The following is a 22,402-nucleotide window of genomic DNA, read 5'->3' as shown; positions in this document are numbered from 1 at the left end:
CTGCCGGGACGCGTACGTACGGGAGGGCCGCTCAAAGCTCCCCGGTGCACGTGCCCCGGCCAACGCTTGCCCGGAACGTCCCCCAAGACATTCCGCGAACGTCCCCCAAGACGTTCTTGGCATCGCCTACTTAGACTCGCGGGTGGCCGGAATGGTTACCCTCAAACCTCAGTGACGTGCGTCACTTTGTGTGCGTCCTGTGAAGGTACGCAGCCGGAGGCTGTTTGTCACTACGAACACCGAGGAAAACGCCATCGCGAACCCGGCGATCATGGGGTTGAGCAGCCCGGCGGCCGCCAGGGGCAGGGCGGCGACGTTGTAGCCGAAGGCCCAGAAGAGATTGCCCTTGATGGTCCCCAGTGTCCTGCGGGACAGCAGGATCGCGTCCGCCGCCACTCTCAGGTCCCCCCGGACGAGCGTCAGGTCGCCCGCCTCGATCGCGGCGTCCGTCCCCGTGCCCATAGCGAGCCCCAGATCCGCCGTGGCCAGCGCCGCCGCGTCGTTCACGCCGTCGCCGACCATCGCCACGCTGCGCCCCCCGGCCTGGAGCCGCTTCACGACGTCGACCTTGTCCTGCGGCAGGACCTCGGCGTACACGTCCTCCGGGCCGATCCCGACCGCACGCGCCACCGACTCGGCGACGGCCCGGTTGTCGCCGGTCAGCAGCACCGGGGTGAGGCCGAGCTCGCGCAGCCGCGCGACCGCCTCCGCGCTGGTCTCCTTCACGGCGTCCGCGACGGTCAGGACGCCGCGCGCCGACCCGCCCCAGGCCACGGCCACCGCCGTACGCCCCTCGGCCTCCGCCGCGGCCTTGGCGCCGGCCAGCTCGGGCCCCAGCTCCACGCCCGCCCCGGCGAGCAGCGCCTCGCGCCCCACGAGCACCTCGTGCCCGTCGACCAGACCGCGCACCCCGAGCCCCGCGACGTTCTCGAACTTCTCCACTTCCGGCAGCGGCCCGGTCCGGTCGGCGGCGCCGGACGCCACGGCCCGCGCGACCGGGTGCTCCGAGGCGTGCTCCAGCGCGCCGGCCAGGCGCAGCAGCAGGGCCTCGTCGGTGCCGGGCGCGGTGAAGACGTCCCTGAGCTCCATCCGCCCCGTCGTGACCGTCCCCGTCTTGTCGAGTACCACGGTGTCCACGCGTCGGGTCGACTCCAGCACCTCCGGTCCCTTGATCAGGATGCCGAGCTGGGCGCCGCGCCCCGTACCGACCATGAGCGCGGTCGGCGTGGCCAGCCCCAGCGCGCACGGGCACGCGATGATCAGCACCGCCACGGCCGCCGTGAACGAGGCGACCGGGTCGTCCGTGAGCAGCAGCCAGGTGACGAGCGTGCCCAGGGCGATGAGCAGGACGACCGGCACGAAGACCGCGGAGACGCGGTCGGCCAGGCGCTGCACCTCGGCCTTGCCGTTCTGGGCGTCCTCGACGAGACGGGCCATGCGCGCGAGCCGGGTGTCGGCGCCGATCCCGGTCGCCTCGACGACGATCCGGCCCGAGGTGTTCACGGTGGCGCCGGTGACGGCGTCCCCGGCGGTCACGTCCACCGGCACGGACTCGCCGGTCAGCAGGGAGGCGTCGACGGCGGAGGTGCCTTCGACGACCGTGCCGTCGGTGGCGACCTTCTCGCCGGGGCGTACGACGAAGTGGTCCCCGACGGCGAGGGCGTCGACCGGGACGCGTACCTCCGTACCGCCCCGGAGCACCGTCACGTCCTTCGACCCGAGTTCCATCAGCGCGCGCAGCGCCGAGCCCGCCTTCCGCTTGGCCGTCGCCTCCAGGTAGCGGCCGAGGAGGATGAAGGTGACGACCCCGGCGGCGACCTCCAGGTAGATCACCGAAGCCCCGTCGGTGCGCTGGGACGCGGTCAGCTCGAAGCCGTGGCGCATGCCCGGCATGCCCGCGTGTCCGAGGAAAAGGGCCCACAGCGACCAGCCGAACGCGGCGAGCGTGCCGACCGAGACGAGGGTGTCCATGGTGGCGGCGCCGTGCCGGAGGTTGGTCCAGGCGGCCCGGTGGAAGGGGAGCCCGCCCCAGACGACGACCGGGGCGGCGAGGGTCAGCGAGAGCCACTGCCAGTTGTCGAACTGGAGCCGGGGGATCATCGCGAGCGCGACCACGGGGACGGAGAGGATCAGCGAGACGAGAAAGCGCTGCCGCGGCGGGGCGAGTGCGGGGTCGTCCCGCTCGCGCCCGGGCGCCTGCTCCGGCGCGGCGGGGACGGGGGCGGCGGGCGGCGGGGGCTCCTCGGCGGTGTAGCCGGTCTTCTCGACGGTGGCGATGAGATCGGCGACGCCCACCCCCTCGGCGTAACTGACCCTCGCCTTCGCCGTCGCGTAGTTGACGGTGGCCTGGACGCCGTCCATGCGGTTGAGCTTCTTCTCGATGCGGGCGGCGCAGGAGGCGCAGGTCATCCCCCCGATGGAGAGCTCGACCCGGGACGTGTCCACGGCGGGCGTCGGTGCCTCTTGCGCTGTGCTGGTCATGTTCTTGCTCCAGGAAAACGGACGGGGCCGTACGGGGGCCAGTATGAACTGGTCCGGTACGGCCCGGTCGGGAAGGCGGTCCGGGTCAGGCCCGGCCGACGAGCTCGTAACCGGCCTCGTCCACGGCGGCGCGTACGGCTTCCAGGTCCAGCGGGGCGTCGGAGACGACGCTCACCCGGCCGGTGGAGGCGACCGCCTTCACCGAGGTGACCCCGGGGATCTCCGAGATCTCGCCGGCGACCGCGCCCTCGCAGTGCCCGCAGGTCATGCCGCTCACCTGGTACTCGGTGGTGACGGCGCCCACCTGGACCTCGGCCGGGGTGTCGTGGCAGGAGCCGGACGGCGAGCAGCAGGAGCCGGTCGTGGTGGTCTCGGTCTTCGTCCCGGTCTCGGCGGTCATGTCGTTCTCCCTCTCTCGGGCTTACGCAGGCGTGGTGCCCCAGAAAGCCGCGGGGATGCCGTGACTTCCTGACGCTGTGCACACTATACCCCTAGGGGGTATTGAAGCGCGACTGCCCCCGCGGGGATTCCACCGCGCGCGGGCGCGGCGCCTGCCGGGAGGCCGGAACGGGCCGGGGCAAACGCCCCTGCGGCGCGCGCGAGGGCATGCGCCCGCCGTCCGTCTGCCGTCCGCTGCCAAGAGGGCGGCCCACCCCTCCCGCCGGTGAGGGGGCCGGCGGGAGGGGTGGGCCTGGGGGTCGGGCTTGGGGAGGGGTCCGGAAGGACGCCGTGATCAGTCGCTGGGCCGGGGGATTCCCGGCGGGCGTCCTCCCGGGGCACCTCGACGGGCGGGAGCGTCCCGCGCCGCCCTCATTCCCTGCGTCCCTTGTTGCCCGGCCGGCGTGACACCCAGAGGCGGATGGTGTCCGCGTACCAGTAGGGCTTGCCGTTCTCCGTGTGGTCGGGCGGGGGGAGCAGCCCGTGCTTGCGGTACGAGCGCACGGTGTCCGGCTGGACCCGGATGTGCGCGGCGATCTCCTTGTACGACCAGAGTCTGCGGTCAGTCATCTGTGGCACCTCCCTGCGCGCGCCTCAGCGGCGACCGGGGGGCCGTCGGGGGAGCTGGGGCGCGGAACGCCGGCGATCACTCAGCCTGTGTTCGTTGAACGACGCAGGGTGACGAGGGAGAGGGGCTGTTGAACGCCTGTGACGGAAGACCCGCGCAACCGGGACATGTGTGACAGGAGATCAATGAATGTGACGTTCGCGGCGTGTGTTCCGCCGCGGTCCGCAGACCTGAGGCCCCCCGGGCTAGGCGCCGCAGGAGCGCAGGAAGCGGCGGGTGCGCCGGGCGATCGGCAGGGGCCTGTCCGGCGGACACGGGTACATGTCCTGCTCGACGATCGCGAACAGGTCCACGTCCAGCCGCCCGGCCGCCGCCAGTACGGGCTCCAGCGCCGGCACCCCGGCCGGTGGTTCGCACATCACGCCCCTCCCGACGGCGGGTCCGAACGGCACCTCGTCCGCGACGACTCCGGCGAGGACCTCCGGGTCCACCTGCTTGAGGTGGAGGTAGCCGATCCGCTCCCCGTACGTCTCGATGAGTTCGACGCTGTCCCCGCCGCAGTACGCGTAGTGGCCGGTGTCCAGGCAGAGCGAGACCAGGGCGGAGTCGGTCGCGTCCAGGAAGCGGGTGACGTTCTCCTCGCTGTCGATGTGGGTGTCCGCGTGCGGATGGACGACGATCTTCAGCCCGTACCGCTCGCGCACCTCGCGTCCGAGCCGCTCGGTCTGCCGGGCGAGCGTCCGCCACTGGGCGGCCGTCAGCGTGCGCTCCTCCAGCACCTCGCCGGTCCTGTCGTCCCGCCAGAAGGACGGGATGACGACCAGGTGCTCCGCGCCCATGGCCCTGGTGAGTTCGGAGACCTCCGCGACCCGGGCCCACGTGGTGTCCCAGACCTCGGGTCCGCGGTGGAGGCCGGTGAAGACCGTGCCCGCCGAGACGGACAGCCCCCGGCGGCTCGTCTCGTCGGCGAGACGGACCGGATCGGTCGGGAGGTAGCCGTACGGGCCGAGCTCGATCCAGGGGTAACCGGCCTCCGCGACCTCGTCGAGGAAGCGTTGCCAGGGCACCTGGAGCGGGTCGTCGGGGAACCACACTCCCCAGGAATCGGGGGCGGAACCGACCCGGATGCGGGTCGGCGCGGGTACGGGAGAGGTCATGGGCGTCAGCTTTCCGGCCGTGCGAGAAAAGTGTCAAGCCTTCGTCCGAATGTAAGGACAAAACGTTGACAGGGTGGAGCGGCGCCCACTAGACCTGGGAACAGCCGCCGGACCGGAGGGACGCGCATGGAGCCCCATTCGTACGAGCCGCACGACGGGTGCGCCCCCTACGCCCCGCACGACCTGATCGCGATGGGCCGGATCGGGGTGGACCTCTACCCGCTGCGGGCCGGGGTCCCGCTGGCACAGGTCGAGACGTTCGGCAGGTTCCTCGGCGGCTCGGCCGCGAACGTGGCGGTCGCCGCGGCCAGGCTGGGCCGGCGCACGGCCGTCGTCACCCGCACCGGGACCGACCCCTTCGGCGACTACCTCCACCGGCAGCTGCGGGAGTTCGGCGTCGACGACCGCTGGGTGACGGGGGTCGCGGACCTGCCGACCCCGGTGACGTTCTGCGAGATCTTCCCGCCGGACGACTTCCCGCTCTACTTCTACCGGCAGCCGAAGGCGCCCGACCTCGAACTGCGCGCCCAGGACCTGGACCTGGACGCGATCCGTTCGGCGCGGATCTTCTGGATGACGGGCACGGGCCTGTGCGCGGAGCCGAGCCGCTCGGCGACGCTCGCGGCGCTGGAGGCGCGGGGCGCGGGGAACGCGGGGAGCACGGGGACTGCGACGGTCTTCGACCTGGACTGGCGACCGATGTTCTGGGCCGGCGGCGACCCCGCCGAGGCCCGCCCGTACTACGCCGAGGCCCTCCGCCACGCCACCGTCGCCGTCGGCAACCTCGACGAGTGCGAAGTCGCCACCGGGGAACGCGAACCGCACGCCGCCGCCCGCGCCCTGCTCGCCGCCGGCACCGGCGTCGAACTCGCCGTCGTCAAACAGGGACCGAAGGGCGTGTTCGCCGCGCACCGCGACGGTACGACGGCCGCGTGCCCGCCCGTACCCGTCGACGTGTTCAACGGGCTCGGCGCGGGCGACGCCTTCGGCGGGGCCCTCTGCCACGGGCTGCTGGCCGGCTGGGACCTGGAGCACACCCTGCGGTACGCCAACGCGGCCGGCGCCATCGTCGCCACCCGCCTCGCCTGCTCCTCCGCGATGCCCCGCCCGGCAGAGGTGGAACAGGTCCTCGCGGGCGGCCCCGTCCCCGCGCAGGAGCCCACGACGTGACCACCGGCCTGCGCGTCTGCGACCTCGTACGGGTACGGGCCCACCACCCCGAAGCGATCGCCGAGGCCGCCGCCCGCCGCCCCCGCAGGCCCCTGATCGGCGCGAGCGGACGGCTCATGATCATCGCCGCCGACCACCCGGCCCGCGGCGCCCTCGGCGTCGGCGACCGCGAACTCGCCATGGCCGCCCGCCCCGACCTGCTGGAGCGGCTCTGCCTGGCCCTCTCCCGCCCCGGCGTCGACGGCGTCCTGGCCGCCGCCGACATCCTCGACGACCTGCTCCTGCTCGGCGCCCTCGACGGCAAGGTCGTCGTCGGCTCCATGAACCGCGGCGGCCTGGCCGGCGCCGCCTTCGAACTCGACGACCGCTTCACGGGCCCCCGCGCCCAGGACCTGGAGCGCCGCGGCTTCGACGCGGGCAAGCTGCTCCTGCGCATCGACTACGACGACCCCGGCTCGCTCGACACCCTGCACGCCACCGCCCGCACCATCGACGCGATGGCCGAACGCCGGCTCCCGGTCTTCGTCGAGCCGTTCATCTCCCGCCGGGTGGACGGGAAGGTCCGCAACGACCTGAGCGCCGGGGCCGTCACGCACTCCATCGCCATCGCCTCGGGCCTCGCCGGGACCTCCGCGTACACCTGGCTGAAGGTCCCCGTCACGAAGAACCCCGACGACATGGCGCGGGTCATGGAGACCTCGACCCTGCCCGCCGTGCTGCTGGGCGGCGAGGTCGGCGCCGACCAGGACGGCGCGTACGAGAGGTGGCGGGAGGCGCTGCGGCTGCCGACCGTCCAGGGCCTGGTCGTCGGCCGGTCGCTGCTCTATCCGGCCGACGGGGACGTGGCGGGGGCGGTCGACACCGCTGTCGGACTGCTGTAGCGCGAGGCCGGCGGGTAGGGAGAGGGCATGACGGACAACGACAGGCACGTACTTCGGGCGGGAGCCGCCGCGCGGGGCCCGTACGCCCTGGACATCGATCCGAAGCGGGCCGGCTGGCGCTATTCGGGCCTGCGCGTGCTGGAACTGCCGCCCGGCGGCTCCCACACGCTCACGGCCGGCGACAGCGAGTGGATCGTGCTGCCGCTCAGCGGCGGCTGCGCGGTGCGCGTGGAGGACGAGACCTTCGAACTGCTGGGCAGGCAGAGCGTGTTCCACTCGGTCACCGACTTCGCGTACGTGCCCCGCGACGCGCACGCCCGGATCTCCTCCGGCGCGGGAGGCCGCTTCGCCCTGGCAGGAGCGAGGTGCGGGCGACGGCTCCCCGCCCGCTACGGTCCCGCACCGGAGGTCCCCGTCGAACTGCGCGGCACCGGCGACTGCTCGCGTCAGGTCAACAACTTCGCGGCCGCGAGCGTCTTCGCGTGCGACCGGCTGATCGCCGTCGAGGTCCTCACCCCGGGCGGCAACTGGTCCTCGTACCCACCCCACAAACACGACGAGCACCACCCGGGCGTCGAGTCCGAGCTCGAAGAGATCTACTACTTCGAGACCGACCGCGAAGGCGGCTTCGGCCACCACCGGGTCTCACCGTCCCGCCCCGGAGGTACGGACCTCCTCGCCGAAGTCCGCACCGGCGACGCCGTCCTGATCCCCGACGGCTGGCACGGCCCGTCCGTCGCGGCGCCCGGCCACACCCTCTACTACCTCAACGTGATGGCGGGACCGGGGGAGGAGCGGGAGTGGCTGATCCGCGACCATCCCGACCACGGCTGGATCCGCGACACCTGGCCCTCGCAGCCGGTCGATCCCCGGCTGCCGCTGTACGGACCCGAGGAGCCGACGCAGTGACCACCCGACGACTGACCACCGCCCAGGCCCTGGTGGCCTTCCTCACCCGCCAGTACACCGAACGCAACGGCGTCCGCCACCGCTTCATCACCGGCACCTGGGGCATCTTCGGCCACGGCAACGTCGCCGGCCTCGGCCAGGCGCTCCTCGAACCCGGCTCGGACGGCATGCCGTACTACCAGGGCCGCAACGAGCAGGCCATGGTGCACGCAGCCGTCGGCTACGCCCGCCAGTGCGGCCGCCTCTCCGCGCACGCCGTCACCACCTCCATCGGCCCCGGCGCCACCAACCTCGTCACGGGCGCCGCCCTCGCGACCGTCAACCACCTCCCCGTCCTCCTGCTGCCCGGCGACACCTTCGCGACCCGCCCAGCCGACCCCGTCCTCCAGCAGCTGGAAGTCCCGTACGCCGGTGACGTGTCCGTCAACGACTGCCTGCGTCCCGTGTCCCGGTACTTCGACCGGATCACCCGTCCCGAGGCCCTGATCCCGGCGGCGCTCCAGGCGATGCGCGTCCTGGCCGACCCCGCCGGGACCGGCGCCGTGACGCTCGCGCTGCCGCAGGACGTGCAGGCGGAGGCGTACGACTGGCCGGAGGAGTTCTTCGCCGAGCGCGTCTGGCCGGTACGGGCGCACCAGCCGGACCAGCGCGAACTCGCCGAAGCCGTACGCGCCGTCCGCACCGCCCGCCGCCCCCTCCTGATCGCGGGCGGCGGCGTCCACCACAGCGGCGCCGAGACGGCCCTGAAGGTCTTCGCCGAGGCGACCGGCACCCCCGTGGCCTCCACCCAGGCGGGCAAGGGCTCGCTCCCGTACGACCACCCGGCGGACGTCGGCGGCATCGGCCACACCGGCACCGCCACCGCCGACCGACTCGCCCGTACCGCCGACCTGGTGATCGGCGTCGGCACCCGCTACTCCGACTTCACCACCGCATCCTCGACCCTCTTCCAGAACCCGGACGTCCGCTTCGTCAACCTCAACATCACCGGCTTCGACGCCCACAAGATGGGCGCCCGGCAGGTGGTCGGCGACGCCCGCGTCGCCCTCCAGGCGCTCGTCCAGGCCCTGCGCGGCCACCGCGTCCCCGACGCCTACGTCACCGAGTACGGCGAGGCGAAGGCGCGCTGGGAGGAACGCGTCACCGCCGCCTACGCCGCCCCCGACGAGGACGCCCGCCCCACCCAGGTCCAGGTCCTCGGCGTACTCGACACCCTCGTCACCCGCGAAGACATCCTCATCAACGCGGCCGGCTCCCTCCCCGGCGACCTCCACAAGCTGTGGCGGACGCGCTCCCGGGACCAGTACCACGTCGAGTACGGCTACTCCTGCATGGGCTACGAGATCCCGGCCGCCATCGGCGTGCAGCTCGCCGCGCCCGGCCGCCCGGTGTGGGCGCTGGTCGGCGACGGCACGTACCTGATGAATCCCACCGAGATCGTCACCGCCGTGCAGGAGCGCCTCCCCCTCAAGGTCGTCATCCTCCAGAACCACGGCTACGCCTCCATCGGCGGCCTCTCCGAGTCCGTGGGTGCCGAGCGCTTCGGTACGGCGTACCGCTTCCGGGAGCCCGACGGCTCGTACACCGGCGCGCCGCTCCCGGTCGACCTGGCAGCCAACGCGGGCTCCCTCGGCATGCGGGTCATCCGCGCCAAGACCGTGCGTGACCTGCGGGAAGCCCTCACCCGGGCGCGCGCCTGCGACGGCCCCACATGTGTCTACGTCGAGACACGAACGCCCGACACAGTGTCGGGCGCGCCCGCCGCCCAGGCGTGGTGGGATGTTCCCGTGGCCGAGACCGCGACCCGCCCGTCGACGGTCAAGGCCCGGGAGGAGTACGACCGTCAAGCCGCTGCGCGACGCCGCCATCTCTGACCGCCCCCGCTGCAACACAAGGAGTTTCCGGTATGAAGACCGTCAACCACTTCATCGGCGGCAAGACCGTCGAGGGCGCGTCGGGCAACTGGGGCCCGGTGACCGACCCGGCCACCGGTGAGGTGACCACGCAGGTCGCGCTCGCCTCGGTCGAGGAGGTCGACGCCGCCGTCGCGTCGGCGAAGGCCGCGTACGTGACCTGGGGCACGTCCTCGCTGGCCGCCCGCACCACGGTCCTCTTCCGCTACCGCGCGCTGCTCGACGCCCACCGCGACGAGATCGCCGCGCTGATCACCGCCGAGCACGGCAAGGTCCACTCGGACGCGCTGGGCGAGGTGGCGCGCGGCCTGGAGATCGTGGAGCTGGCGTGCGGCATCACCACGCAGCTCAAGGGCGAGCTGTCCACGCAGGTGTCGAACCGCGTCGACGTCTCCTCGATCCGCCAGCCGATCGGTGTCGTGGCCGGCATCACGCCGTTCAACTTCCCGGCCATGGTGCCGATGTGGATGTTCCCGCTGGCCATCGCGTGCGGCAACACCTTCGTACTGAAGCCGAGCGAGAAGGACCCGTCCGCGTCGGTCAGGCTGGCCGAACTGGCGTCCGAGGCCGGTCTGCCCGACGGCGTACTGAACGTCCTGCACGGCGACAAGGTCGCGGTCGACGGCCTCATCAGCCACCCGGACGTCGCGGCGGTCTCCTTCGTCGGCTCGACCCCGATCGCCCGCTACATCCACCAGACCGCCTCCGCCAACGGCAAGCGCGTCCAGGCCCTCGGCGGCGCGAAGAACCACATGCTGGTCCTGCCGGACGCCGACCTCGACGCGGCCGCCGACGCGGCGGTCTCGGCGGCGTACGGCTCGGCGGGCGAGCGCTGCATGGCGATCTCCGCGGTGGTCGCGGTCGGCGCGATCGGCGACGAGCTGGTCGACAAGATCCGCGAGCGCGCCGAGAAGATCAAGATCGGCCCCGGCAACGACCCGCAGTCCGAGATGGGCCCGCTGATCACCGCCGCCCACCGCGACAAGGTCGCCTCGTACGTCACGGGCGCGGCCGCGCAGGGCGCGAAGGTGGTCCTGGACGGCACGGGCCACACGGTCGAGGGCTTCGAGAACGGCCACTGGATCGGCCTGTCCCTCCTCGACGAGGTCTCCACCGACTCCGACGCCTACCGCGACGAGATCTTCGGCCCGGTCCTGTGCGTCCTGCGCGTCGACACGTACGAAGAGGGCGTCGCCCTCATGAACGCCTCGCCCTTCGGCAACGGCACCGCGATCTTCACCCGCGACGGCGGCGCCGCCCGCCGCTTCCAGCTGGAGATCGAGGCCGGGATGGTCGGCGTCAACGTGCCGATCCCGGTGCCGGTCGGCTACCACTCCTTCGGCGGCTGGAAGGACTCGCTCTTCGGCGACCACCACATCTACGGCACCGACGGCATCCGCTTCTACACCCGCGGCAAGGTCACCACGACCCGCTGGCCGGACCCGGCGGACGCGCCCGCCGGCGTCGACCTGGGCTTCCCGCGCAACAACTGATCCACCGGCGCCGCTCAGGGCCCCCGCCACGGCCGGCGGGGGCCCTGCCCGTGACAAAACCCCTGGCGGGGCACGGCCCCGTACCGGCATCCTGACCGGATGCTGATCAGAGAAGCCATCGCCGAGGACTGGCCCGCCGTCTGGCCGTTCTTCCACGAGATCGTCGCCGCGGGCGAAACCCTCACCTACCCGCTCGACCTCGGCGAGGACGACGCCCGCGCGTGGTGGTACCTGGCCGCCCCGAACCGTACGGTCGTCGCGGTCGACGACGCCGGTACGGTCCTCGGCACGGCCAAGATGAACCGCAACCACATGGGCAACGGCTCCCACATCGCGAGCGCCACCTACCTGGTCGACCCCGAGCACTCGGGGCGGGGCGTGGGGCGGGCGCTGTGCGAGTACAGCGTGAAGTGGGCGCGGGAGGCGGGGTTCCGGGCGATGCAGTTCAACGCGGTCGTGGAGACCAACGTCCACGCGGTGAAGCTGTACGAGTCGATCGGCTTCGACGTGATCGGGACGCTCCCGGAAGGGTTCAGACACCCCACGCGCGGTTACGTCGGCCTGCACATCATGCACCTCGCTCTCTGAGGTGGACGCGGATGCGTGAGATACGCGCTCTCCACACGGACACGACCGTCACCGTCTACCAGGCGTACGCCCCGGCCATCGGCGTCCCGGCCGCCCGCGACGGCCGTTTCCCCGCCGCCTGGAAGCGGGACCGGATGACGTGGATCAAGCCGTCGTTCCTGTGGATGATGTACCGCTGCGGCTGGGGCACGAAGCAGGACCAGGAGACCGTCCTGGCCGTCGAGATCACCCGCGACGGCTTCGACTGGGCCCTGCGCAACGCCTGCCTGTCGCACTACGCACCCGGCGTCCACGCCGACCGGGCCGACTGGAAGCGCCGGCTGCGGCAGGCGCCCGCCCGTGTCCAGTGGGACCCGGAGCGCGACGTACGGCTGAATCCGCTCCCGTACCGCTCGCTCCAGCTGGGGCTGGCGGGGGAGGCGGCGGGGCGGTACGCGGACGAGTGGACGGTCTCCATCACCGACGTCACCCCGCTCGCCCACGCGATCCACGCGCTGGTGCGGGCCGGGAACACGGACGCCGCCGAGCGGCTGCTGCCGCAGGAGCGGGTCTGTCCGGTGGCGGCGGAACTGCTCGCTCCGCTGGGCGGTGCGGCGTAACCGCTGCCGCTTCGTCCGGCAGGAGCGCCAAGGCGCCCTTGAAGCAGGCAACTTGCACGAACCGGCGCCACGCAGTCCCCGCCCCGGCCGTCACCGTCTGACGGCCGGAGCGGAGGTAGTGCCCTACGTCGGCCGAGGCTCGTCACCGCCCGCGTCCTGAGTCAGCCGAGCCACGAGCGACTCCCATTCGGCCGCCTCGTTCTCACGCCGGATGAGCCGGTCCATGGCTTGCCCGGCAGACGGGGAACCCGGCGCAGGGCCGAGGCGGTCGAGCGCCCACTGATGGAACCGGTACCAGCGTTCATCGAAGTGCTCCACGGTGGATCGCAGGCCCCCGCGCGCCGAGTCCGCCAACCACCAGCGGCCCGTGTCCACGGCGAGCAGCAGCACGACCCACCGCCTACGCGCCGCCATCAGCAGCCTCCGGAGCCTCCGGCAGCGCCTCGTGACACGTCGCACGGAAGAACGAGGTCGTGACGGCCCGGAATCCGGTGTGCCGGGAACGGCCCGCGTGCCTCAGGCACCACTCCTCCAAGGCGCTCCGCCCGCCGGGCTTCGGAGCCTCATGACACGTGGCGCACTCCACCTCATGGATCGGCTCGCTGCCCGAGACATCCAGACTCAGCGTCCAGTCCACGAAGCGCAGCACCGTCCCGATCCGCGCGTGTCCGTCACCGCTCACCGTTTCACCGCCACCTTGTCCGCGCCGCTCACCGTCCCCGGCAGGCGCCGAAATCTCGGCCCATACGACCTTGCCGAGCCCTGGGCGTTCACCGACGCCCCACCGGTTGGCCAGCGCGTCGACTAGCCACAGCCCGCGCCCGCTGCCCCGGTCACCGCCGGGGGTGGACAGACCCGGCAACTCGCAGGTGCCGTCGTGCACCTCGATGCGCAGCCCGCCGAGCAGCCGGAGGTAGCGCGTCTCGATCTGCGTACTCCGGCTGCGGTACGGGGCGAGGGCACCGTACTCCTCACGTACCCCGACGAGGTCCACCCGGGGGCCGCATCGGTTGTCGTACCGGGGACCTAGGGTTCAGGTATGAAGCTACGCATTCCCCGCAGCCGGGCGCTCGCCGGCGCGGCCGCCGCGTTCGCCGTCCTCGTCGGGGGCGGTACGTGGACGGCCGTCGCCTCCGACGGCGACGCGCCCGTCGTGCACCGCGAGGAACGGATCATGGACATGGACGGGGTGAGAATCGACACCTCGTTCTTCACGGCGGACGGTGCGGACGGTGAGCGCCGGCCCGCCGTCCTCCTCGGCCACGGCTTCGGCGGCAGCAAGCGCGACGTACAAGCGCAGGCCGAGCAGCTGGCCCGGGACGGGTACGCCGTACTGACCTGGTCCGCGCGCGGCTTCGGGAAGTCCACCGGGAAGATCGGGCTGAACGATCCGAAGGGCGAGGTCGAGGACGTGTCGCGGCTGATCGACTGGCTGGCCGGGCGCCCCGAGGTACGGCTCGACGCGGACGGCGATCCGCGCGTGGGCGTCAGCGGTTCCTCGTACGGCGGCGCCGTCTCGCTCCTCGCCGCGGGCCACGACAAGCGCGTCGACGCCGTCGCCCCGCAGATCACCTACTGGAACCTGGCCGACGCCCTCTTCCCCCACGGCGTCTTCAAGAAGCTCTGGGCCGGGCTCTTCATCAACACCGGCGGCGGCTGCGACAGGTTCGAGAAGCGGCTGTGCGCGATGTACGAACGGGTCGCGGTCGCCGGAGAGCCGGACGCCGCCGCCCGTGACCTGCTGGAGGCGCACAGCCCGTCCGCGGTCGGCGACCGCATCAAGGTGCCCGCGCTCATCGTGCAGGGACAGAACGACTCGCTCTTCCCGCTCGACCACGCCGACGCCATGGCGAAGGCGATCGAGGCCAACGGCGCGCCCGTCGCCGTCGACTGGATCGCGGGCGGGCACGACGGCGGGGACCGCGAGTCGGCCCGCGTGGAGGGCCGGATCACCGACTGGTTCGACCGCTACCTCAAGGACGAGAAGGGCACGGACACCGGACCGGCCTTCCGCGTCACCCGCACCGGAGGCGTGGACTCCACGAACGGCGGAGCCCAGCTGCGGGGCGCCACCGGCGACCGTTACCCCGGCCTCGAAGCCGGGCAGCGGCAGCTGAAGCTGACGGGCGGGCGCGAGCAGCGCTTCGCCAGTCCGGCCGGTGCGAACCCGCCCGCCATCTCCTCCGTACCGGGCGTCGCGGGCGTCGGGGCGCTGTCCCGGCTCTCCGGCCTCGGCGTCGGGCTCTCCCTCGACTTCCCCGGCCAGAACGCGCGCTTCGAGACCGCGGAGCTCGCCTCGGACCTGCGCGTCACCGGCTCACCGACCGTCCGGGTCACGGTGAGGTCGGACCGCGAGGACGCCGTCCTGTTCGGCAAGGTCTACGACGTGAGCGCGGACGGACGCCAGCAGGTGCTGCCCTCCCAGCTCGTCTCGCCCGTCCGCGTCACCGGGGCGGGCGCGAAGGACGGCGCCACCGTCGAGCTGCGGCTCCCGGCGATCGACCACGAGGTCAGGGCCGGGCACCGGCTGCGCGTCGTCCTCGCCGCCACCGACCTCGGGTACGCCTCCCCGGCCGACCCGACGGCGTACACCGTGACCCTCGAAGGGGACGGGGCACTCACCGTGCCCACCGCGTCGGGTGTGAAGACCCAGGCGGCCCCGCTGCCCTGGTGGGTCTGGGGGCTGCCGGCGATCGGCGCCGCCCTGGCCGTGGCGCTGCTGCTCACCGCCCGGCGACGGGCCGCCGCGCCCGCGCCGGACCCGGAGCTCGCCGGGGTGCCGCTCCAGATCACCGGCCTGACGAAGAAGTACGCCAAGTCCGCCGACCGCTATGCGGTACGGGACCTCTCGTTCCGCGTCGAGAAGGGCCAGGTGCTCGGGCTCCTGGGCCCCAACGGCGCGGGCAAGACCACCACCCTGCGCATGCTCATGGGCCTCATCACGCCGGACAGCGGCGAGATCCGGGTCTTCGGGCACGCCATCAGGCCCGGCTCGCCCGTCCTGTCGCGCGTCGGTTCGTTCGTCGAGGGCGCCGGCTTCCTGCCGCACCTCACCGGGCGCGCCAACCTCGACCTGTACTGGCAGGCGACCGGCCGGCCCGTCGAGGACTCCCGCATGGAGGAGGCCCTGGAGATCGCGGGGCTCGGCGACGCGCTGGAGCGGGCCGTGCGGACGTACTCGCAGGGCATGCGGCAGCGGCTCGCCATCGCCCAGGCCATGCTCGGCATGCCGGACCTCCTCATCCTCGACGAGCCGACGAACGGCCTGGACCCGCCGCAGATCCGTGAGATGCGCGACGTGATGATCCGGTACGCGGCGGCGGGGCGCACCGTCATCGTCTCCAGCCACCTCCTCTCGGAGGTCGAGCAGTCCTGCACGCACCTCGTCGTCATGGACCGGGGCCGGCTGATGCAGGCCGGCCCCGTCGCGGAGATCACCGGCGGGACGGACACGCTGCTCGTGACGGTGGAGGGCGAGGTGAGCGAGGCGCTGGCCGAGAAGGTGGGCGCCCTGCCCGGCATCGGGTCCGCCGTACGGACCGACGAGGGCCTGCTCGTACGGCTGGACGGGGCATCGCCCAGCACGCTCATCGGCGAACTGGTCCGCCTGGACGTCCAGCTGACGGGCGTCGGGCCGAACCGCCGCCTGGAGGACGCGTTCCTCACCCTGATCGGAGGCTCCTCCGCATGAGCACCCACACCATCGAGCCGGCCACCGGGCCGGCCACCGAGCCGGCCACCGGGCCGGCGGCCGGGCCGGTGACCGAATCGGCCCCCGGTTACCGTCCCGGTCACACGCTCCCGCTGCGCGTCGAGGCGATGCGGCAGTGGCGCAGACGGCGCACCATGGTCATGGCCGTGGTGCTGGGCGCCCTGCCGCTCATCCTGATCGCCGCGTTCGCGATCGGCGGCACCCCCGGCAGGGAGGGCGGCCGGGTGACCCTGATGGACACCGCCACCGCGTCCGGCGCCAACTTCGCGGCGACCTGTCTGTTCGTCTCCGCGGGCTTCCTGCTGGTGGTGCCGGTGGCGCTGTTCTGCGGCGACACGGTGGCCTCCGAGGCCAACTGGTCCTCGCTGCGCTACCTGCTCGCGGCGCCGGTGCCGCGCGCCCGGCTGCTGTGGAGCAAGCTCGCGGTGGCTCTGGGCTTCAGCCTGGCGGCGATGGTGCTGCTGCCGGTCGTGGCACTGGTGACGGGGTCGATCGCGTACGGCTGGGGCCCGCTGGAGCTGCCGACGGGCGGATCCCTGCCCGCGGGAGACGCCCTGCCGCGCCTCGCGCTCGTCGTCGCCTTCATCTTCGTCTCCCAACTGGTCACCGCCGCCCTGGCGTTCTGGCTGTCGACGAAGACCGACGCACCCCTGGGCGCGGTCGGCGGCGCGGTGGGCCTGACGATCGTGGGCAACGTCCTGGACGCGGTGACGGCCCTCGGCTCCTGGCGCGATTTCCTGCCCGCGCACTGGCAGTTCGCGTGGGCGGACGCGCTCCAGCCGCAGCTGGAGTGGGGCGGAATGCTCAAGGGGGCGGCGGTGTCGGTGACGTACGCCCTCGTGCTCTTCGCCCTCGCCTTCCGGGGATTCGGCCGGAAGGACATCGTTTCCTGACGGGGGTCGGCCATGATGTGCGTCATGGCCACTCTCCTGATCGCCCTCGCCGTAGTCGCCACCGGGGTGTACGCCGGGTTCATGCTGATCTTCCTGACCGGCATCATGCCCGCCCTGGGGCGGCTGACCGACGAGCAGTTCGTCGCGGCGATGCGGCGCATCAACGAAGACGTACCGCGCGGGGTGTTCGTATCGGTGATGCTCGCCTCGGTGGCCTTCCCGACGGCCGCGCTCGCGGTCCCGGGCGAGGACGGCCGGTCGGCCGCGCAGTGGGCCCTCCTGGCGGCCGGCCTGGGGTTCGTGATCCTCAACCACCTGATCACGATTGCCGGAAACATCCCCCTCAACAACGCCTTGGCCGCATCCGAGCGGACCGGCACTGCCGACCGCGAGGCCCGCGCGGCCTTCGAGACGCGGTGGAACAGGCTGCACCTGGTGCGCACACTGCTGGTCACCGCGGGCTTCGCCCTGGTGGTGAGCGCCTCGCTGGCATGACGGCGGGTCCGCGAAGCGGCGTCAGGAAAAGCCGTCCGGTTACGGACAGTTGACCTCAGGGCATCCATCTGCGGAGCCCGGGTGCCTGATGAGGCGTGTACGGAGAGCTGTCTGCTCCGCCGCTTGCACGGCCAGGGCCGGTGACTTCGACGACGACGGCGATCCGGACGTCGTGAGCATGGTGGAGGGGCGTGACCTCCACGTCCCCTCCGGGCGGTTCGGCCGCGACGGCGCCGCCCGCGCCACGTCCGGGATCCCCGACGTGGACGACCTCCACTTCCTCGACACCTCCGTGGGGAACGGGACGGCGCCGACGGCCTCGTGGCGGCGGTCACCGGCAGTGAGGGATTCGACTCCCGGTCCGTCCGCTAGTGGCGGGGTACGCCGCAGGGCTTCGCACCGGCCGCCACGCTCGTCGGTACGAACGGCCACGGCATCGAGGGCGGCGAACACATCGCGGCGGGCGACGTGAACAAGGGCGGTTACGCCGACCTCCCCGTCGGCCGCGCCACCGACGGCTACGACAGCGACCCGGACACCCCGATGGCCGAGGGCGGCATGTTCACCTACGCCGCCCGGCAGTGCGACCTCTTCGGCGAGCCACTCGGCACGATCAGCCGCACGGGGCCGGTCGTCGTCATGCGCGGCTCTGACACCGGCCCGACCGGCACCGGCACCCAGGTCTTCCACCAGGACGCCCCGGGGGCGCCGGGGCCGGAGACCGCTTCGGCCTCCCGACGAGGCTGGTGGACACCAACCGCGACGGCCGGGCCGAACTCGTCGCGGGCGCCACCGGCGAGAACGCCGACGCGGGCTCCGTCCGGGCCCTGCCCGGCACCACGGCGGGCCTTACCGCCACTGCTTCCTTCACCTTCGGCGCGGGCGCGCTGGGCACCGTCGCCACCGGAGCCGCCCTCGGCTCCTCGTCCAACCGCTGACCCTCCACGGGAAACGGCAGTGCCCCGCCGCGGTTCGATACGCGGCGGGGCACTACCGGGTACAGGGGCACTCGATCAGGTCGGCCATACAGCAGACAACGAAAAGGGCCCCGGTCCCCGCGGAAAATTCACGGGAACCGGGGCCCTCCGAAAGCCTCGAAACTGCAGCGCTGGCGGCTCAGCGCTCCAGGAAGCTTAGAAGACGCCGCCGAGGATGGGCAGCGCGGGGGCGTCGGAGTTGTCGACGATGGCGGAGTGCTTCATGTCGTGGCACTGGTTGGCGCGGGCCTCGTCGAGCACCTCGATGGTCAGGACGTCGATGTCCTGGATGGTCGGGCAGAGGTCGTCGATGATGTTGATGTTCGACTCGTACGACGACTCGTCGCTGGCGATCGCCGGGGAGGCGGCGAAGCCGGTGGCGGCAAGCGTGAGCAGAGAGCCGGCGAGCACCTTCTTGGCGTTCATGCAATGGGCCTTTCATGAAGGAAGGGGGTCCGGCGCCGCGGAGGCGCCGATGTAATACCTAACGTCGTAATCGCCGGGGAGTTGCGGCTCCGCGCGGGAATTTTCTCTTCGTTGTTTCTCTGTTTGTCTCATGAAAGTGTAGGTCGCGTCAGGGTTGCCGCATTTCTGTGGGTGGGTGTTGTCGAGGGTCATGAGAAGATGCAGACGGGAGGTAAATATTATTTATGGTCGTTGTTGATTGGCTTTCCGCTCGGACGGCAGAGAACCCCGGGTCTCGTGAAAGGTGTTCACGAGACCCGGGGTTCTCTGTGGAAGAGCCTCAGGGCTGGGTGCTGTGGCTCAGAGTTTTAGCGGACGCTGCCGAGGATGGGCAGTGCGGGGGCGTCGGAGTTGTCGACGATGGCGGAGTGCTTCATGTCGTGGCACTGGTTGGCGCGGGCCTCGTCGAGCAGCTCGATGGTCAGGACGTCGATGTCCTGGATGGTCGGGCAGAGGTCGTCGATGATGTTGATGTTCTGCGAGAACGACGGCTCGTCGGTGGCGATCGCCGGGGAGGCGGCGAAGCCGGTGGCGGCAAGCGTGAGCAGAGAGCCGGCGAGCACCTTCTTGGCGTTCATGCGATGAGCCTTTCATAAGGGAGGGGGAAGTTCCGGCGCCGCGGAGGCGCCGATGTAATACCTAACGTCGCAATCGCCGGGGAGTTGCGGCTCCGCGCGGAAATTTTCCCTTTGTTGTTTCTCTGCTTGTCTCAAGAAAATATGCGGGCAGGTGGTAAAGAGTATTTACGGTTGTTGTCGGTCGGTTTTCCGCTCGGACCGCAGAGAACCCCGGGTCTCGTGGAATGTGTCCACGAGACCCGGGGTCTTTCCGGGGGGAGCCCCGGGGCTGAGCGCTGTGGCCCGGTGTTTTAGCTGACGCCGCCGAGGATGGGCAGTGCGGGGGCGTCGGAGTTGTCGACGATGGCGGAGTGCTTCATGTCGTGGCACTGGTTGGTGCGGGCCTCGTCGAGCAGCTCGATGGTCAGGACGTCGATGTCCTGGATGGTCGGGCAGACGTCATCGATGATGTTGATGTTCGACTCGTACGACGGCTCGTCGGTGGCGATCGCCGGGGAGGCGGCGAAGCCGGTGGCGGCAAGCGCAAGCAGAGAGCCGGCGAGCACCTTCTTGGCGTTCATGCGATGAGCCTTTCATGAAGGAGGGGGAAGTTCCGGCGCTGCGGAGGCGCCGATGCAATATTTAACGTCACAATCGGGAAGGGGGTGTGGTTCCGACACGATAATTCCCCCTTTTGCCACATCTCCCCTCACCTCGCGGGAAGTGCGTCGGCTATGCGGACGCCGGGTCTCGTGGAAGGCGTCCACGAGACCCGGCGTTTCTCCCGGCGAACCGGGAAAGTGCTCTGATCGAAGAGGTCGAGCGCCTTAGCTGACGCTGCCGAGGATGGGCAGCGCGGGGGCGTCGGAGTTGTCGACGATGGCCGAGTGCTTCATGTCGTGGCACTGGTTGGTGCGGGCCTGGTCGAGCACCTCGATGGTCAGGACGTCGATGTCCTGGATGGTCGGGCAGACGTCGTCGATGACGTTGATGTTCTGCGAGAACGACGGGCCGTTGCCCTTTCCGTGCTGGTGGTCCGGGTCCCCGTAGGCCGCGGCCGGGGAGGCGGCGAAGCCGGTGGCGGCAAGCGTGAGCAGGGAACCGGCGAGGACCTTCTTGGCGTTCATGCGATTAGCCTTTCAAAAGGAGGGGGAGTCCCGGCGCTGCGGAAGCGCCGATGAAATACCTAACGCATTCATCGCGAACTGGTCGCGGCAGGAAGCAAGATTCACTCCCTCGCGGTATTGTTCGCGCCCGCCGTCGGTGCGGGGGTGCTACGCCGAAAGAGGGAAGGGGGATTTTCTTGCCTGTGGGTAATGCCTGTTCAGGGCGTCTGTGCCGCCACTGTGGGGCAGGGGGAGTGGGTTTGGGGGTGCTCGGTCGTGAATTTTCCGGGTGTCCGGGTACGCCGACCGTAGCTGTGCGCTGATATAGGGCCTCTCCGCACCCGGGCGAGGCGGACGCCAGTGGTTCAGGATTCTGATCCGCTTGTATGGAAAGCGCCGTCGAAAAGGCCGAAGTGACGGTGGACGATCACCGCATGTGCGGGTACGGATGCAGGCGCGCGGACCGTGCGGTTTCTGTGTGCGCCATCCTGGAAACAGGGGGAACCGACCGGGGCGCCGGTGGCTGCTGACGGGTGGATCCAGGAGGCCGCGATGGAACTCGTGGAGGAGCGTCCTTACCGCTTCCGTATCGACCCGCGGCGGGGGATGCGGGTGCCGGGAGTGGTGTTCGCGTCCCGGGAGCTGCTGCGGGACGCCGAGAAGTCACTTGAGCAGGTCGTCAACGTGGCGACGCTGCCGGGCATCGTGGGCGCCTCGTACGCCATGCCGGACGTCCACTGGGGCTACGGCTTCCCCATCGGCGGGGTGGCCGCCACCGACATCGACGCGGGCGGGGTGGTCTCGCCCGGCGGTGTCGGTTTCGACATCTCCTGCGGGGTGCGGCTGCTGGCCGCCGACCGAGACCGGCAGGCGCTGGAGCCGGCGCTGCCCGCGCTCATGGACGGACTGGGCCGGGTGACCCCGCGCGGCGCCGGACCGGGCGGAGTCTGGCGGCTGAGCGGCCACCGGGAGCTGGAACGGGTCCTGGAGGGCGGTTCCCGGTACGCCGTGGAGCAGGGCCACGGGGAAGAGCGCGACCTGCGGCGCTGCGAGGACGGCGGGGCGGTCACCGGCGCCGACGCCGGCCGGGTGAACGAGCGGGCGCGCGAGCGGGGGATCGGCCAGGTCGGCAGCCTGGGCTCCGGCAACCACTTCCTGGAGGTACAGCAGGTCATGGAGGTCTACGACGAGCCGGTCGCCGCCGCGTTCGGGCTCGCCGCCGGCCAGGTGTGCGTGATGATCCACTGCGGTTCGCGCGGGCTCGGGCACCAGATCTGCTCCGATCACGTCCGGGCGATGGACCGGGCCATGGCGCGGTACGGGATCGACGTACCGGACCGGCAGCTGGCCTGCGTCCCGGTCGATTCACCGGAGGGCCGCGCCTACCTCGGAGCGATGGCCGCGGCCGCCAACTACGGCCGCGCGAACCGCCAGCTGCTGGCCGAGGCGGCCCGCCGGGTCTTCCGCCGCGAGACGGGCAGCCGGCTCACGCTGGTGTACGACGTGTCCCACAATCTGGCCAAGACCGAGACCCACCGGGTGAACGGCGAGGCGCGCCGGCTGTGCGTGCACCGCAAGGGCGCCACCCGGGCCTTCCCGCCCGGCCACCCCGACCTGCCCGAGGACCTGCGCGGCGTCGGGCAGCCGGTGCTCATCCCCGGCACCATGGGCACCGCCTCGTACGTCCTCACCGGTGTCAGCGGCGGCGGCGCCTTCCACTCCACCTGCCACGGCGCCGGCCGTGTGATGAGCCGGCACCAGGCCGCGCGCGCCGTCGGCGGCAAGGAGCTGCGGGCCCGGCTGGAGGCGGACGGCATCGCGGTGCGCCCGCTGTCCTGGCGCGGTCTGGCCGAGGAGACCCCGGAGGCGTACAAGGACGTCGACGCGGTGGTGGAGGCGAGCGAGGGCGCGGGGCTGTGCCGCAAGGTGGCCCGCCTGGTCCCGCTCGGCGTGGTCAAGGGATGAGCGGCGCCGCGCCGGACGCCCGGTCCGTGCCCGCC

General features: G+C 71.7%; 22 protein-coding genes. 12 read left to right on the top strand and 10 right to left on the bottom strand.

Features of this window, described 5'->3' with window-relative positions; all coding sequences use genetic code 11:
* Positions 1 to 168: 168 nt before the first annotated feature.
* The 4 genes from ABD374_RS23605 to ABD374_RS23590 form a co-directional block, all read right to left on the bottom strand.
* A complete protein-coding gene (locus tag ABD374_RS23605) occupies positions 169 to 2,481 on the bottom strand; it encodes a heavy metal translocating P-type ATPase (RefSeq protein WP_344497587.1) in 2,313 nt (770 codons plus the stop codon).
* An 85-nt stretch (positions 2,482 to 2,566) separates the two neighbouring features.
* Entirely contained in the window at positions 2,567 to 2,881 is a 315-nt protein-coding gene (locus ABD374_RS23600) for a heavy-metal-associated domain-containing protein (protein WP_344497586.1), read from the bottom strand.
* 410 nt (positions 2,882 to 3,291) lie between these two features.
* Complete coding sequence (locus tag ABD374_RS23595) at positions 3,292 to 3,489, bottom strand: MerR family DNA-binding transcriptional regulator (protein WP_344497585.1); 198 nt, start codon at positions 3,487 to 3,489, stop codon at positions 3,292 to 3,294.
* 243 nt (positions 3,490 to 3,732) lie between these two features.
* A complete protein-coding gene (locus tag ABD374_RS23590; RefSeq protein ID WP_344497584.1) occupies positions 3,733 to 4,644 on the bottom strand; it encodes a sugar phosphate isomerase/epimerase family protein in 912 nt (303 codons plus the stop codon).
* 126 nt (positions 4,645 to 4,770) lie between these two features.
* Between ABD374_RS23590 and iolC the strand changes: the two genes are divergently transcribed.
* The 7 genes from iolC (at position 4,771) to ABD374_RS23555 (ending at position 12,197) form a co-directional block, all read left to right on the top strand.
* Positions 4,771 to 5,814: a 5-dehydro-2-deoxygluconokinase gene (iolC, locus tag ABD374_RS23585; RefSeq protein WP_344497583.1), complete on the top strand. Its 1,044-nt coding sequence runs from the start codon at positions 4,771 to 4,773 to the stop codon at positions 5,812 to 5,814.
* 8 nt (positions 5,815 to 5,822) lie between these two features.
* A complete protein-coding gene (locus tag ABD374_RS23580) occupies positions 5,823 to 6,695 on the top strand; it encodes a Cgl0159 family (beta/alpha)8-fold protein (protein ID WP_425577339.1) in 873 nt (290 codons plus the stop codon).
* A gap of 27 nt (positions 6,696 to 6,722) precedes the next feature.
* Positions 6,723 to 7,604, top strand: a complete 882-nt coding sequence (gene iolB, locus ABD374_RS23575) for a 5-deoxy-glucuronate isomerase (protein ID WP_344497581.1) — start codon at positions 6,723 to 6,725, stop codon at positions 7,602 to 7,604.
* On the top strand, positions 7,601 to 9,478 hold the full coding sequence (gene iolD / locus ABD374_RS23570; RefSeq protein ID WP_344497580.1) for a 3D-(3,5/4)-trihydroxycyclohexane-1,2-dione acylhydrolase (decyclizing): 1,878 nt from the start codon (positions 7,601 to 7,603) through the stop codon (positions 9,476 to 9,478). Before iolB ends, iolD begins: the two co-directional genes overlap by 4 nt.
* A gap of 32 nt (positions 9,479 to 9,510) precedes the next feature.
* On the top strand, positions 9,511 to 11,010 hold the full coding sequence (locus ABD374_RS23565) for a CoA-acylating methylmalonate-semialdehyde dehydrogenase (protein ID WP_344497579.1): 1,500 nt from the start codon (positions 9,511 to 9,513) through the stop codon (positions 11,008 to 11,010).
* Positions 11,011 to 11,109: 99 nt separating this feature from the next.
* Positions 11,110 to 11,598: a GNAT family N-acetyltransferase gene (locus ABD374_RS23560; RefSeq protein ID WP_344497578.1), complete on the top strand. Its 489-nt coding sequence runs from the start codon at positions 11,110 to 11,112 to the stop codon at positions 11,596 to 11,598.
* Positions 11,599 to 11,609: 11 nt separating this feature from the next.
* Entirely contained in the window at positions 11,610 to 12,197 is a 588-nt protein-coding gene (locus tag ABD374_RS23555; RefSeq protein WP_344497577.1) for a DUF4291 domain-containing protein, read from the top strand.
* A gap of 123 nt (positions 12,198 to 12,320) precedes the next feature.
* Here ABD374_RS23555 and ABD374_RS23550 read toward each other — a convergent pair whose 3' ends face one another.
* Together ABD374_RS23550 and ABD374_RS23545 are read right to left on the bottom strand one after the other, a co-directional pair.
* Positions 12,321 to 12,587, bottom strand: a complete 267-nt coding sequence (locus tag ABD374_RS23550; protein WP_344497576.1) for a hypothetical protein — start codon at positions 12,585 to 12,587, stop codon at positions 12,321 to 12,323.
* A gap of 10 nt (positions 12,588 to 12,597) precedes the next feature.
* A complete protein-coding gene (locus ABD374_RS23545; RefSeq protein ID WP_344497575.1) occupies positions 12,598 to 13,191 on the bottom strand; it encodes an ATP-binding protein in 594 nt (197 codons plus the stop codon).
* Positions 13,192 to 13,236: 45 nt separating this feature from the next.
* On the opposite strand from ABD374_RS23545, the gene ABD374_RS23540 reads away from it, so the two are divergent.
* The 4 genes from ABD374_RS23540 (at position 13,237) to ABD374_RS23525 (ending at position 18,235) form a co-directional block, all read left to right on the top strand.
* Positions 13,237 to 15,888, top strand: coding sequence for an alpha/beta fold hydrolase (locus ABD374_RS23540; protein ID WP_344497574.1), 2,652 nt, complete (start codon positions 13,237 to 13,239; stop codon positions 15,886 to 15,888).
* Entirely contained in the window at positions 15,885 to 16,802 is a 918-nt protein-coding gene (locus tag ABD374_RS23535; protein ID WP_344497573.1) for an ABC transporter permease, read from the top strand. The genes ABD374_RS23540 and ABD374_RS23535 overlap by 4 nt, the downstream gene beginning before the upstream one ends.
* A gap of 24 nt (positions 16,803 to 16,826) precedes the next feature.
* Positions 16,827 to 17,297 (top strand): anthrone oxygenase family protein, encoded by a 471-nt coding sequence (locus ABD374_RS23530; protein ID WP_344497572.1) that lies wholly within the window; start codon positions 16,827 to 16,829, stop codon positions 17,295 to 17,297.
* Positions 17,298 to 18,043: 746 nt separating this feature from the next.
* Complete coding sequence (locus ABD374_RS23525) at positions 18,044 to 18,235, top strand: hypothetical protein (RefSeq protein ID WP_344497571.1); 192 nt, start codon at positions 18,044 to 18,046, stop codon at positions 18,233 to 18,235.
* Between the two features lie 195 nt (positions 18,236 to 18,430).
* Here the strand turns inward: ABD374_RS23525 and ABD374_RS23520 are convergent, their stop codons facing one another.
* The 4 genes from ABD374_RS23520 to ABD374_RS23505 all read right to left on the bottom strand — a co-directional run bounded on the left by ABD374_RS23520 (position 18,431) and on the right by ABD374_RS23505 (position 20,423).
* Entirely contained in the window at positions 18,431 to 18,700 is a 270-nt protein-coding gene (locus tag ABD374_RS23520; protein ID WP_344497570.1) for a hypothetical protein, read from the bottom strand.
* A gap of 347 nt (positions 18,701 to 19,047) precedes the next feature.
* Complete coding sequence (locus ABD374_RS23515) at positions 19,048 to 19,317, bottom strand: hypothetical protein (protein WP_344497569.1); 270 nt, start codon at positions 19,315 to 19,317, stop codon at positions 19,048 to 19,050.
* A gap of 290 nt (positions 19,318 to 19,607) precedes the next feature.
* A complete protein-coding gene (locus ABD374_RS23510) occupies positions 19,608 to 19,877 on the bottom strand; it encodes a hypothetical protein (RefSeq protein ID WP_344497568.1) in 270 nt (89 codons plus the stop codon).
* A 246-nt stretch (positions 19,878 to 20,123) separates the two neighbouring features.
* Positions 20,124 to 20,423 carry a hypothetical protein gene (locus ABD374_RS23505; RefSeq protein ID WP_344497567.1) on the bottom strand — a complete coding sequence of 100 codons (300 nt, stop codon included), beginning with the start codon at positions 20,421 to 20,423 and terminating at the stop codon, positions 20,124 to 20,126.
* A 531-nt stretch (positions 20,424 to 20,954) separates the two neighbouring features.
* Between ABD374_RS23505 and ABD374_RS23500 the strand changes: the two genes are divergently transcribed.
* Complete coding sequence (locus ABD374_RS23500; protein ID WP_344497566.1) at positions 20,955 to 22,367, top strand: RtcB family protein; 1,413 nt, start codon at positions 20,955 to 20,957, stop codon at positions 22,365 to 22,367.
* Positions 22,368 to 22,402: the final 35 nt, after the last annotated feature.

The sequence above is a fragment of the Streptomyces enissocaesilis genome (assembly GCF_039533765.1).
GTDB classification, from domain to species: Bacteria; Actinomycetota; Actinomycetes; order Streptomycetales; family Streptomycetaceae; genus Streptomyces; species Streptomyces enissocaesilis.
This window is presented reverse-complemented; position numbering and strand designations above follow the sequence as displayed.